Source organism: Streptomyces sp. NPDC002463, assembly GCF_042889835.1.
GTDB lineage: Bacteria > Actinomycetota > Actinomycetes > Streptomycetales > Streptomycetaceae > Streptomyces > Streptomyces nymphaeiformis.
On the sequence record NZ_JBIARL010000005.1, the window covers coordinates 357610 to 370148 of the forward strand.

General features: G+C 73.2%; 12 protein-coding genes. 4 read left to right on the plus strand and 8 right to left on the minus strand.

The annotated features are described in order from the left end of the window. The first annotated feature begins 30 nt into the window (after positions 1 to 30). Both ACFYX3_RS13815 and ACFYX3_RS13820 read left to right on the plus strand, forming a co-directional pair. The gene (locus ACFYX3_RS13815; RefSeq protein ID WP_389012287.1) at positions 31 to 450 is read left to right on the plus strand and encodes a MerR family transcriptional regulator; all 420 of its coding nucleotides are present in this window, start codon (positions 31 to 33) and stop codon (positions 448 to 450) included. After that, positions 447 to 1463, plus strand: coding sequence for an aldo/keto reductase (locus tag ACFYX3_RS13820; RefSeq protein ID WP_389012290.1), 1017 nt, complete (start codon positions 447 to 449; stop codon positions 1461 to 1463). The genes ACFYX3_RS13815 and ACFYX3_RS13820 overlap by 4 nt, the downstream gene beginning before the upstream one ends. Before the next feature lie 5 nt (positions 1464 to 1468). Here the strand turns inward: ACFYX3_RS13820 and ACFYX3_RS13825 are convergent, their stop codons facing one another. From ACFYX3_RS13825 to ACFYX3_RS13855, 7 genes are all read right to left on the minus strand, one after another. Next, a complete protein-coding gene (locus tag ACFYX3_RS13825; RefSeq protein WP_389012293.1) occupies positions 1469 to 2665 on the minus strand; it encodes an acyltransferase in 1197 nt (398 codons plus the stop codon). Further along, positions 2662 to 3642, minus strand: a complete 981-nt coding sequence (locus tag ACFYX3_RS13830; RefSeq protein ID WP_376594724.1) for an alpha/beta hydrolase — start codon at positions 3640 to 3642, stop codon at positions 2662 to 2664. Before ACFYX3_RS13830 ends, ACFYX3_RS13825 begins: the two co-directional genes overlap by 4 nt. Positions 3643 to 3799: 157 nt before the next feature. Beyond that, positions 3800 to 4480 carry a response regulator gene (locus ACFYX3_RS13835; RefSeq protein WP_376594723.1) on the minus strand — a complete coding sequence of 227 codons (681 nt, stop codon included), beginning with the start codon at positions 4478 to 4480 and terminating at the stop codon, positions 3800 to 3802. Beyond that, positions 4477 to 5802 (minus strand): sensor histidine kinase, encoded by a 1326-nt coding sequence (locus tag ACFYX3_RS13840; RefSeq protein WP_389012297.1) that lies wholly within the window; start codon positions 5800 to 5802, stop codon positions 4477 to 4479. The genes ACFYX3_RS13835 and ACFYX3_RS13840 overlap by 4 nt, the downstream gene beginning before the upstream one ends. A gap of 417 nt (positions 5803 to 6219) precedes the next feature. Next, a complete protein-coding gene (locus ACFYX3_RS13845; RefSeq protein ID WP_376589219.1) occupies positions 6220 to 7140 on the minus strand; it encodes a DUF4429 domain-containing protein in 921 nt (306 codons plus the stop codon). 74 nt (positions 7141 to 7214) lie between these two features. Further along, the gene (locus ACFYX3_RS13850; RefSeq protein WP_376589217.1) at positions 7215 to 8426 is read right to left on the minus strand and encodes an alpha/beta hydrolase; all 1212 of its coding nucleotides are present in this window, start codon (positions 8424 to 8426) and stop codon (positions 7215 to 7217) included. Positions 8427 to 8624: 198 nt separating this feature from the next. Next, complete coding sequence (locus ACFYX3_RS13855; protein ID WP_389012389.1) at positions 8625 to 9254, minus strand: TetR family transcriptional regulator; 630 nt, start codon at positions 9252 to 9254, stop codon at positions 8625 to 8627. Positions 9255 to 9394: 140 nt separating this feature from the next. Between ACFYX3_RS13855 and ACFYX3_RS13860 the strand changes: the two genes are divergently transcribed. Further along, positions 9395 to 11017, plus strand: coding sequence for an MFS transporter (locus tag ACFYX3_RS13860; RefSeq protein ID WP_389012307.1), 1623 nt, complete (start codon positions 9395 to 9397; stop codon positions 11015 to 11017). Between the two features lie 141 nt (positions 11018 to 11158). Continuing rightward, entirely contained in the window at positions 11159 to 11554 is a 396-nt protein-coding gene (locus ACFYX3_RS13865; RefSeq protein WP_389012310.1) for a peptidase inhibitor family I36 protein, read from the plus strand. Here the strand turns inward: ACFYX3_RS13865 and ACFYX3_RS13870 are convergent. Continuing rightward, on the minus strand, positions 11535 to 12314 hold the full coding sequence (locus ACFYX3_RS13870) for a potassium channel family protein (RefSeq protein ID WP_389012313.1): 780 nt from the start codon (positions 12312 to 12314) through the stop codon (positions 11535 to 11537). The genes ACFYX3_RS13865 and ACFYX3_RS13870 overlap by 20 nt on opposite strands. Positions 12315 to 12539 lie beyond the last annotated feature (225 nt).

Below are 12539 nucleotides of genomic sequence, written 5' to 3' on the forward strand. Positions count from 1 at the left end.
AGTGCACTCGAACGTTTTAGCGTGGGGCCCATGAGCGTGACCGAGAGCATCGCGAGCACGACAGGCCTTACGGGGAAGGACCGTTACACCATCAGCGAGGTGGCCGCCCTGACCGGGCTCACCGCGCACACCCTGCGCTGGTACGAGCGGATCGGACTGCTGCCGCAGGTCGACCGGTCGCACACGGGACAGCGCCGCTTCACCGAGCGGGACCTGCACTGGCTGACCTTCGTCGGCAAACTGCGGCTGACCGGAATGCCGGTCGCCGACATGGTCAGGTACGCCGAGCTGATGCGCGAGGGCGACCACACCCGGGACGAGCGGCGGGAGCTCCTGGAGGCCACCCGGCGCGACGTCCTCACCCGCATCGCCGAGCTCCAGGACACGCTCGCCGTGCTCGACATCAAGATCGGCCATTACGGGACCGCAAGCGGAGGAACATCTTCATGACCAGGATCGACACCGTACGACTCGGCGGCCAGGACGGACCGGAGATCGGCGTCCAGGGCTTCGGCGCCATGGGCATCAGCGAGTTCTACGGCGACACCGACGAGGCCGCCGCCCGCGACACCCTCGACGCGGCCCTGGAGGCCGGCGTCACCCTGATCGACACGGCCGACATCTACGGCAGCGGCGCCAACGAGGAGTTCCTCGCCCCGTTCCTCGCCGCCCACCGCGACGAGGTCACCCTCGCCACCAAGTTCGCCATAGAGCGCCGCGCCGACGACCCCACGTACCGCGGCGTCCGCAACGACCCGGCGTACGTCAAGAAGGCCGCCGAGGACAGCCTGCGCCGCCTCGGCATCGAGACCATCGACCTCTACTACATGCACCGCCGCGACCCGGAGATCCCCTTCGCCGAATCCGTCGGCGCCATGGCCGAGCTGGTCCAGGAGGGCAAGGTCCGCTTCCTGGGCCTGAGCGAGGTCACCGGGCCCGAACTGCGCGAGGCCCACGCCGTGCACCCGATCACCGCCCTCCAGTCGGAGTGGTCGCTCTTCTCCCGGGACGTGGAGCGCAGCGCCGTCGGCGCCGCCGCCGAGCTCGGCGTGACCTTCGTGCCGTACTCGCCGCTCGGCCGGGGCTTCCTGACCGGGGCGTTCGCCGACGCGGGCAAGGAGCTGTCGGGCGGCGACTTCCGCCAGTACCAGCCCCGGTTCACCGGCGAGAACGCCGAGCGGAACGCCGCCCTCCTCGACCCGGTCCGGAAGATCGCCGCCGCCCACGGCGCGACCCCGGCCCAGATCGCCCTCGCCTGGGTGCAGCAGCGCGCCGCCGTGCACGGCCTGACGGTCGTCCCCATCCCCGGCACCCGCAAGCGCTCCCGCCTCCTGGAGAACGCCGCCGCCACCCGTATCACCCTGACCGCCGCCGAACTCGCCGAACTGGAGCCGATCGCCGGCCTGGTGGCGGGCGACCGCTACCCGGACATGCGCTTCACGTCGGTGGACCGCGAGGTCTGAGCGGCTCACGCGAGCCCCAGGGCGAAGACCGCGAAACCCGCCGCGAAGAGACCCGCCAGGACGCGGCGGGCCGGGCCGGTCTTCGCCCACGGGGACTCGAAGACCCGCGCGTACCGGCCGATCAGGACGAGCAGGCCGGCGAAGACCGGCATCCAGGCCAGGCGGGCGAGGATCCAGCCGGCCGAGTCCGGCGCGCCCACCAGACCCGCGACCTCGCCGGCGTACGAGGCGGGGATCGCGGCGGTCAGCATCGCCGTCTGGTGCCAGCACAGGATCGTCATCGCGGACAGGTTGACCACGACGACCGGCGCCCACAGCGCGGGCCGCCTCAGGAGCGCGCCGAGCCGGTCCCGGAGCAGGATCGCCGCACCGCTCTGCGCGGCGGCGAGGGCGAGGACGAGCAGCGACGGCGGATGCGAGTTGGTGCGGGCCTCGCCGGGGACGCCGACCATCGACGCCGGGTAGCCGAAGACCAGCAGGAGCGCGGCGAACAGCGCTGCGCCGCCGAGCAGCAGCCCCCACGCGTGGCGCCGGCCGACCCGGCCCTCGCCCCACGAGACGCCGAGCTGATACGCGAACAGCCAGCCGGGCAGGATGTTCAGGAGGCTCAGCCAGGACGGCACGGCGTCGGCGTACGGCCCGTACCGCAGGAAGTCGACGACGGCGACCGAGCCGAGCAGCGGCGCCGCGGCCCAGACCCCGAGGCGGCGGGCCGCCCGCACGCACAGCGGGGTCAGCGCGGTGACCACCGTGTACACCCCGACGAACCACAGCGGCTGGATCACCAGCGTGGACGCCGTCCGCAGCGTGTCCACGGGCACCCCGAGACCGAAGTGCAGCACGGGCAGCAGCGCCGCCCACACGGCGGTGACCCCGAGCACCGGACGCCCGAGCCGGGCGAGCCGGCCGCCGAGCCACGCGCGCGTGGAGCCCGTGTGACGCCGGTACGAAAGCACCGACGCGTACCCGCCGACGAGGAAGAAGATCCCCAGCATCTGCAGGACCCAGCTGACCGGCGCGAGACCGGAGAAGGTGCCCAGCGGGCTCGCGTTGTGGATCGCGCCGTCGGAGGAGAGCGTGAAGCCGCCGAGCAGCCAGTGCCCGGTCGGCACGGCGAGCAGGGCGAGGGCGCGGAGCCCGTCGATCGCCCGGTCGCGGTGGGCGGGCGTGGAGGCCTCGATCTTCCGGATCAGGGTCTTCATCGGACGTCCCCCTCGGCGATCGCGGCGAACGCACGGAGGGAGGAGGTGCCCGGCGCGAAGTAGCCGCCGTGCCCGCTTGCGTCCTCGGCCGGGATCCGGCGCGCCCCGAAGGCCGGGTCGGTGGGGTCGGCACCGTGCCCGAGGCCGCCGAACTCGACGTTCGGGACCCGGTCGATCCAGTCCGTGGGATCCTTCGCCGCCCAGACGCGGGCGGAGGTCCCGAGCTCGGAGACGTTCTCGGCGCGCATCCCGGGAGAGCCGAAGACCACCAGGTCCTTGGCCTTCAGCCGGTGGGCGGCGAGGCCGCAGACCACCGAGCCGTAGCTGTGGCAGAAGACGGACGGCTCGGCCGCGCCCACGGCCGCGAGCCCGTCCGTGAACCGGGTCAGCCGGTCCGCCCCCGCCTCGGCGAGCCGGCCGGTGGCCGCGTCCAGGCCGACCCCGACCGGGGTGGTGTACCCGGCCCAGGCGACCACGGCCGTACGCCCGCCGGTCGCCCGGCGCAGCTCGCTCGCCATGTCCGCGAGCGGCTCGACGTGGTCCGCGTCGACGTCGGAGCCGGGCACGATCACGGCCACGTGCTCGGCCCGCGCCAGGTCCCCGTAGACCAGGGCCACCTGTCCCCGGCCGCGCGGATCGTGGGCCAGGACCCGGGCCCCGCCGAACTCCCCGTGCGTGGAGCGGGCATTGGCCTCGTACCGCAGCTCCAGGGGCGCCCCGTCGAGGTTCCCGACGACCGTCGGGTGCGTCCGGGCCAGCTCTTCCCGTCGTACGGGACTCAGCCCGGCGAAGAACCGCGCGATCTCGGCCGGCCCCGTCCGCTCCGGGTCGGGCAGCCCCGCGGCCCGCCACCCCGCAGTCCCGACCGGGGCCCCGGTCACGGCCTCCTGGGTGTTCCCGGACGCCCAGCCGGCCGTCCCGGCGATCACGCCGGTCACCGCGGCGGCGGTGATCAGGGTCCTCGTGAAGCGGCGCATCGGCCCGCCCTCCCTCGCTCTCGTCGTTGGCGAGAGGAAGGTAGGAAGACGAGGGGTGACGGGACGTCACACCGAGGAGCCAACTCCCGTCTGATACCGGGGTAGGGGGTGGAGGAGCAGCCGGCACCAGGCGAGAGGTGGGGTTTTCCCCCGGGTGTCAGTGGGTGCCGGGGGTCACCAGACCCGACTCGTAGGCGAAGACGACCGCCTGCGCCCGGTCGCGCAGGTCCAGCTTGGCGAGGACGCGGCCGATGTGGGTCTTCACCGTCTGCTCGGCGAGGACCAGGCTCTCCGCGATCTCCTGGTTGGACAGGCCGCGGGCGATCAGCTCCAGGACCTCCGTCTCGCGGGGGGTGAGCCCGTTCAGGCGCAGCGCCGTGGCGTCCCGGCGGGGTGCGGGGCGCGAGGCGGCGAAGTCGGCGATGAGGCGGCGGGTCACGGACGGCGCGAGGAGGGCCTCGCCGGCCGCCACCACCCGTACGGCCGCGATGAGATCGGCCGGCGGCGCGTCCTTGAGGAGGAAGCCGGACGCGCCCGCGCGCAGCGCCTCGTACACGTAGTCGTCGACGTCGAAGGTGGTCAGCATCAGCACCTTCGGCCGGTGCGTGACGCCGACGGGCGGCTGCAGGATCTCCCGGGCGGCGGCGAGCCCGTCCAGCTCCGGCATCCGCACGTCCATCAGGACCACGTCCGGGTGCGCCGAGCGTGCCACCTCCACTCCCTGCCGTCCGTCCGGCGCCTCGCCGACCACGTCGATGTCGGGCTGCGCGGCGAGCAGCGCGGCGAAACCGGCCCGCACCATGGCCTGGTCGTCGACGATGATCACGCGGATGGTCACTCGGTGTCCTTCGTACGCAGGGGAAGCCTGGCCGCGACCCGGAAGCCGCCGTCCGGCAGCGGCCCGGTGTCCAGCGAGCCGCCCGTCAACCGTACGCGCTCCCGCATGCCGACGAGCCCGTGCCCGGTGCCGGGAACGCCGCGCTCGACGGAGGAACGCTCCTCCAGGGACGGCCCGTTGACGACGAGGACCGTCAGCCACCCGTCCTCGGCCCGGACCGACACGCGGGTCGAGGCCCCGGGCGCGTGGCGCACGACGTTGGCCAGGGCCTCCTGCACGATCCGGTACGCGGACAGGTCCACCGCCTGCGGCACCTCGCCGAGGTCGGCGGCGAGCCGCAGTTCGGCCGGCACGCCCGCGCGTACGGTCGCCTCGACGAGCTGCTGGACCCGGTCGAGTCCCGGCTGCGGGGCCCGCTCGCCCTCGCTGCCGTCGCTGCGGAGGACCGAGAGCAGCCGGCGCATCTCGGCCAGCGACTCGCGCGCGCTCGCCGCGATCGAGGTGAACTCCTCGCGGGCCGCGTCGGGGAGTTCGGGGATGCGGTACGGGGCCGAGTCCGCCTGCACGGTGATGACGGACATGTGGTGGGCGACGACGTCGTGCAGCTCGCGCGCGATCCTGGCCCGCTCCTCGAGGAGGGTCCGGCGTGCCCGCTCGGCCTCGTTGATGGTCTCCTGCTCGGCGAGGCGGCGCTGGGCGTCGCTGCGGGCGCGGATAGCCGACGTGAGGAGCAGCAGCACGCCGCTGAGCACGAGCAGGAGGGTGTGGATGCTGGTGAACCCGGCGGGCCGGAAGGCCTCCAGGGCGTAACCGGCCACGCCGGTCGCCAGCCACACCCCGAACAGCGCCCGACGGGACTCGCGAAGCCCGAGCGCGACCATGAGGGCGCAGTAGCCGACGAGGACGGGCGGGGGCCAGGGCCAGTACTCCGCGCGGGTCCCGTCCCCCGAGAGCAGCACGAGCGCGCCGAGCACATCGGCGGCGAACACGATCCACCAGGCCTGGAGGGGCCGGGCGACGGCGAGCAGCAGCGGCAGCGTCTGCGCGGTGCCGACAGCCCCGGCGAGGGCGCCGTTGACGCCGTAGTCGTTGATGAGCAGGACGATCGTGGAGGGCAGGAGCGCGCCGACGAACGCGAAGGCGACGGCGTACGGCAACAGCCGCACCCACCGCTTCGCGGCCCCCGCGAGCAACGGCGCCCCCGGCGTGGCGGGCGTGGTGAGCGCAACCCCCACCCCCTGAAACGCCTCACGCACGCGCGCGAAGCGACGAACGACGGGGGGATGAACGATGGACGGCTCGTGCCGCGATTCGATACCCATGAGGATCCCCAGCCTAGGCAGGGCCTCTACGCCGGGGCGTCATACCGAGGGGCTGATACCGGGGTATGACCCCGCGCTGTGGGCATGCGTTCCGCCGGGGCGGTGCCCACCCCGTCGTGGGCGGCGCTTCCGTGCCTCGTTGTGCCCACCCGTTCCGCCGGGGCGGAACGGGTGGGCACGACGGACCCGCGCCCTGCAGGCGCCAGAGGCTCCCGAGCCTGGACCCGCACCCTGTGCACAGCACCCTGGTGGTGCGGGTCAGGGCGCGGGACGCGGAGGCGCCGCTGGGGGCGCCGTCCCGTGTGCCCACCCTCCCCCGAGCTCTCGGCTTCGCTCGAGCAGGGGGGACCCCCTCGCCCTGCGGGACGATTGCCCGCACGGGGCGTGGGCGCGGGCCCCGCGCCCGGGACCGCACCCTCAGAGCTCCGCCAGGAGTTCCGCCTTCTTCGCCGAGAACTCCGCATCCGTGACCAGCCCCGCCTGATGCAGCTCCCCCAGGTGCCGAATCCTTTCAGCCACCGCCCCCGGATCCCGTCTCTCCGCACCCCGCACCCCCGCGGGCACGGGCGCGCGGTCCCTGCCCCGTACCGCCGCGAGGACCGCCGCCGCGAACGTGAGGGACTCGTACACCGGCCCGTACCGGCCGAAGACGACGCACGCCGGGTCCTCGTCGGGCTGGAAGTCCCGGGACCCGCCGCCCCGCGGCACGAGCCGCAGGTACCCGTCGACGCCGTCCGGCGAGCGCCACTCGACCCCGCAGAGGTCCCGTACGGGAAAGACCTGGTCGCCGGCCTTCCACTTCTCGGAGGACGCCCCCGTCCAGGACCAGCGGAAGGCGACCTCGGAGGTCCCGTCGAAGCTGGCCCTCCCGTCGTACGCCTTGAAGGACTGCGGCCCGGGCGGCGGCGCCACCAGGAACCGCTCGGCGGGTGCGAAGACCCCCGAGCTCCCGTCGTCCGCCCCGTCCGCCCCGTATCCGGAGGCCCCCGCGGCCCCCGGGCGCGACGCGAGGAGCGCCCGCAGCTCGTCCCGGTACTGCTCGGCGAGCGTCTCGCGTTCCGCCGGGAGCACCAGGCGGTACGGATCGCTGCCCTCCTTGAGCTGCCCCGCGGCCGCCTCCATCAGCGGATCGGCGCCCGGCCTCGGCACGGCGTGCAGCACGACGGTGCCCCGCTTGCCGGGCGCGAGCGTCACCGACGCCAGCGCCTCGTGCGGTACGCGTCTCTCACGCAGCGCGCTGAACAGCTTCGGCGTGCGGATCCCCCGGTCGAAGCGGATGACGAGGGCGTCGCTCTCGAGCTCCCAGGTGGCATGAATTCCGGCCAGCACATCACCCATGCGCCTCATCGTAAGCGGCGTGTGCCCTTGCGTCGCCCCTGTGAAAGGTCCCGAAATTACGTGATCTACGCGCGTCAGAGCCCTTCCGTGCCGGATATTCCGTCGTGGCAAGCGCTGTCGGCACGTGCGCAGACCAGTCGCGGGTACGCCCCGACGCCTATCGCGGCGAAGTTGCCGAGGCTCTGCGTACCCGGCTCGAAATAGCCGCTGTGGCCGAGCGCCCCACGAGCGGAGAGCAGCCTCGCGCCGAACTCGGGCGCGACCGGGTCCGCGCCGTGCCCGACCCCGCCGACCTCCAGGTGCGGCACGTCCGCTATCCAGTCGTCGGCGTCCCGCATGGCCCACACGCGCGCGTGGCTGCCGAGGTCGGCGGCCCGATCGACCCGCATGCCGGGGCTTCCGGCCACGGCGAGGTCGGTCACCCGGGCGGGCAACCGGGGCGCGGCGACCCCGCAGAGCACGGAGCCGTAGCTGTGGCAGAAGAGCGCCACGCGCGCGCGTGGGGGCAGCGACTCGGTGAGCCCTATCAGGCGTATGGCTCCCTCCGCGGCCAGCCGGCCGGTCACCGCGTCGACGCCGATTCCGACGGGCGCGGTGTAGTCGGCCCAGGCGATCACCGCCACGCGCGCGCGTGGCGAGGTCCGCCGCTCGGCCGCGTAGAGGGCCTCGGCCATGCCGGCGGGGGCGCGGTACCGGCCGTTGGTCTTCTGGAAGGTGAGCAGGTTGGTGTCGACGCCGGGCACGATCACCGAGACGCGCCGGGCGTGCTCCAGGTCCCCGAGGACCTCGGCGGCCCGCCCTGAACCGGTCGGGTCGAAGGCCAGGACCTGCCGGCCGGGCCGCATCAGGGAGGCGAAGCGGTCGACGCGGCGCCGGGCCTCGTGCCGGCCCTCGGGGGAGAGCCTGGTGTCGTCGACCCTGCCCCGCTCGGTGGCGTAAGCGCGCGCGAGGGTGAACCGGTTGGCGCGGTAGCGCAGGGAGACCGGGGCGCCGTTGAGGTTGCCGACGACGAGCGGGTGTCGGGCGGCGAGCCGTGCGCCGCCCGCCGGGCCGAGCCGGGCGAAGAACGCGGCGATGGTACGGGCCGGGGCGTCCGGGTCGGGCAGCGGACGGTGGTCGATCCGGTCCTTCGCCCAGGCGGCGAGCGCGGACTCGCGGGAGGGCCACGGCTCGGGCCGGTGGTGGATGGTGGTCCACCCGGTGATCGAGAGGAGCACGAACACGACGGCGAGCGCGAGGAGCGCGCGCGTGGCGACGAAGGCGGGCGAGGCGTCGACGGAGGTCACGGGCGGCCACCCTACGGGGCCCGGCGCACTGCTCTCGACCAGGTGGGTCCCTTACCCGGGGTCCGGGCGCCGCCTCCGTATGCCTCGCCTCGGTCAGCCCTGCTTCCGCCTGTCCCGCCTCGGTCAGTCCCGCCTCGGTCAGCCCCGCCTCGGTCAGCCCCGCCTCTGCCGGTCCCGCCTCTGCCGGTCCCGCCTCCGTCAGTCCCGCCAGCGCGGCGCGAGCGCGGGGCCGAGCTGGTCGAGGTACCGCTCGGTGAGCGCGCGGATGGCCTCCAGGCTCCCGTCCGTACCCCGGCCCCACATCTGCCCGGCCACCCGCATCACCCCGCTGAACGCGGCCACCGCGATCCGGGGGCGCGGGTCCTCGTCGACGTCGAGGCCCTCGCGCGCGGCGATGATCCGGGCGATGGTCTCCTCCATCTCGGTGGAGCGGCGCAGATGGACGGCGAGCAGTGCGGGCGTCGACTCGATCATCCGGTACGTGCGCAGGTGCAGGTCGACCGGGACGACCTCTTCGATCGCCTCGCCGATGGTGTCCCAGGCGCTCAGGACGGCGTTGCGCATCGCGTCCATCGGGGGCTCGTCCGGAGGCCGCTGCCCGAGGGCGTGCACGTAACGCTCCTCGGCCATCTGCTGGACGGCGAAGACGGCCTCCTCCTTGGAGGAGAAGTACCGGAAGAAGGTGCGCTGGGAGACCTCCACGGCGTCGACGATCTCGTCGACGGTGGTCGCCTCGTAACCGTGGCGGGTGAAGAGCTCCAGAGCGACCCGGATCAGCGCGTCGCGCGTGCGCTGCTTCTTCCGCTCGCGCAGTCCGGGCGCAGGCACGGGCGCGGACACGGGCACGGTCACGTCGGGGTCCTCTTTTCCGGCATTTCGTCCTGCTCAGCGTACCTGTGAGCTACGTGACAGTTACCGACGCATGAATCGCTTTGTCAATTGTCAGTGGCTGTCATTAGCCTCGTTCCATGACTAGTCAGACCACCGTGGAAAAGGCCCCGCAGGGTCAGGGGGACACCCGGGAACCCGTACCGGTCCCGGCGAAGGGACTGCGCGGCCACCCGTGGCTGACGCTCTTCGGCGTCGCAGTGGGCGTGATGATGGTCGCGCTCGACGGCACGATCGTCGCCATCGCCAACCCCGCCATCAAGGACGACCTCGGCGCCACCCTCGCCCAGGTCCAGTGGATCACCAACGGCTACCTGCTCGCGCTCGCCGTCGCCCTGATCACCGCCGGCAAGCTCGGTGACCGCTTCGGCCACCGGCAGACCTTCCTCATCGGCATCGCGGGCTTCGCCGGCGCCTCCGGCGCGATCGGCCTGTCGCACTCCATCGGCGCCGTGATCGCGTTCCGCGTCCTGCAGGGCCTCTTCGGCGCCCTGCTGATGCCGGCCGCGCTCGGCCTGCTGCGCGCCACCTTCCCCGCCGAGAAGCTGAACATGGCGATCGGCATCTGGGGCATGGTCATCGGCGCGTCCACGGCCGGCGGTCCGATCCTCGGCGGCTTCCTCGTGGAGCACGTCAGCTGGCAGTCCGTCTTCTTCATCAACGTGCCGGTGGGCGTCGTCGCGCTCGTCCTCGGCCTGCTCATCCTCAAGGACCACCGCGCCGAGAACGCGCCGCGCTCCTTCGACCTCCTCGGCATCCTGCTGCTCTCCGGCGCCATGGCCTCCCTCGTCTGGAGCCTCATCAAGGCCGGCGAGTCCTGGGGCTGGTCCAGCGGCAAGACCTGGGGCTGCCTGATCGGAGCGCTGTTCCTGTTCGCGGTCTTCGCCTTCTGGGAGACCAAGGTCAAGGAGCCGCTGATCCCGCTGGCCATGTTCCGTTCCGTGCCGCTCTCGGCCGGCGTGGTCCTCATGGTCCTGATGGCCTTCGCCTTCATGGGCGGCCTCTTCTTCGTGACCTTCTACCTCCAGGGCGTGAAGGGGCTCGGCCCGGTCGACGCCGGTCTGCGCCTTCTGCCGCTGACCGCGATGATGATCGTCTCCTCGCCGCTGGCCGGCGCGCTGATCACCAAGTTCGGGCCGCGCGTGCCGCTCGTCGGCGGCATGGTCTGCACGGCCGTCGCGATGTTCGGCATGATCACGCTCACCAGTGGCACCAGCACCCTCACCATGTCCCTCTGGTTCGCTCTCCTCGGCCTGGGCCTCGCCCCGGTCATGGTCGGTGCGACCGAGGTCATCGTCGGCAACGCGCCGCTCGAGCTGTCCGGCGTGGCCGGCGGTCTGCAGCAGGCCGCCATGCAGGTCGGCGGCGCGCTCGGCACGGCGGTGCTCGGCGCCGTCATGTCCTCGAAGGTCGCCGACTCCTTCGCGGGCAACTGGAAGGAGGCCGGCATCCCGGTCCCGGCCGACCCGCGCCTCGAGCAGGCCGCCGAGTTCGGCATGGCCCCGCCGGAGCTGGCCCACGCGCCGGGGATGACCCCCGGTCTCCTCCAGCAGATCACCGGGGTCATCCACGACACCTTCCTCGACGGCATGGGCCTGGCCTTCACCGTCGCCGGCGGCGTCGCGGTCGTCGCGGCCCTGGTCGCCACGCTCACCAAGCGCGGTGAGAACGCGGAGGCCGGAGGCATGGGCGGCCACATCTGACGGCTCGCCCGTCAGGGCCGTCAGGGTTCCCGTAGGGGGCCGTCACCCGTTCGCATGAACGGGGGCGGCCCCTCTTCCCTTGCCGGGAGCCCTCCGCCATTCTCGTGATTACAGAGAGTGACGAAACGGGGGTTCATCAGCATGTACAAGAAGAAAGTCCTCACCGGTACGGCCATCACGGCCCTCCTCCTGACCGCCCTGACGGCGACGGCGGCGGCGACAGCCGCACCGGCCGCCGCGCCGTCCGGGACCGTGCTCGGCGCCTGTGGGCCAGGACGGCTCTGCCTCTGGCCCAAGTCCGACTTCAAGGGCAGGCCGTGGACGCACGAGCTGGCGACGACCGACATCGACAGCTGCGTCGCCCTGCCGCCGGGCACCTCGGCCCAGTCCCTCGCGAACCGCACGGGCCGGCCGGTCACCACGTACCAGTCGGCCGAGTGCGCGGAGACGGGGGAGTTCGAGACGTACCCGGGGCGGGGGACCTGGGTGCCGCAGACGGCCTACGAGGTCAGAGCGTTCAAGCTGTGGGAGCGGTAGGCGAGGGGACCTCCTGGGGCCCGCTCGGTCCCGGAGGGGCGGAGAGCCGGGCCACCTCGGCGCGGAGCTCCCGGACCTCCAGGGTGAGCGCCTCCAGGAGCTCCGTCTGCCGGCGCTCCACGGCGTCGTCCCGGTCGAAGCGGGAGATGAACCAGGCCGCGATGTTCGCCGTGACGACACCGAGCAGGGCGATGCCGGAGAGCATCAGGCCCACCGCGAGGATCCGGCCGAGACCCGTGGTCGGGGCGTGGTCGCCGTAGCCGACGGTGGTCATCGTGGTGAACGACCACCACACCGCGTCCCCGAGCGTCTTGATGTTGCCGTTCGGGGCGTCCCGCTCCACGTGCAGCACGGCCAGCGAGCCGAACATCATCAGCCCGACCACCGCGCCCGCCACATACGTGGTGAGCGTTATCTGCGGGGCCATCCGGGCCCGCCGGCCCACGAGGAGGAGCGTGGAGACGACCCGCAGCAGCCGCAGCGGCTGCACCATCGGCAGTATCACCGCGAGCAGGTCGAGCAGATGGCCGCGCACGAAGCACCGGCGGTCCGGGGCGAGCGCGAGACGGACGAGGTAGTCGAGGGCGAAGGCACCCCAGACGGTCCACTCGACGTGGGTGCACAGCCGGTGCACCCACGGATCGGCGCCGGGAGCCACGATCGGTACCGCGTAGGCGATGCCGAACGCGACGGCGAGCACGAGGAGCGGTGTCTGGGTGCGCTCTTCCCAGCGAACCTTCTTGACGGGCATGACCGGCATCGTAAGGAATGCCGAAGGGCGGCGGGGCCGAGTCCCACCGCCCTCACCAGCCCAAACGAGCCACGGGCGCCACCGAGGCCACCGGGGCCACGGGGGCCACCGGAGCCACAGAGGCCTCCGGAGCCGCAGGGGTCGCCGGGGCCACCGACGCCTCCGGTGCCGCCGGCCGCCGGAGCCACCGGGTCACCAGGGCGACCGGTGGCTCACGAGCGGACAGGGCCTCCG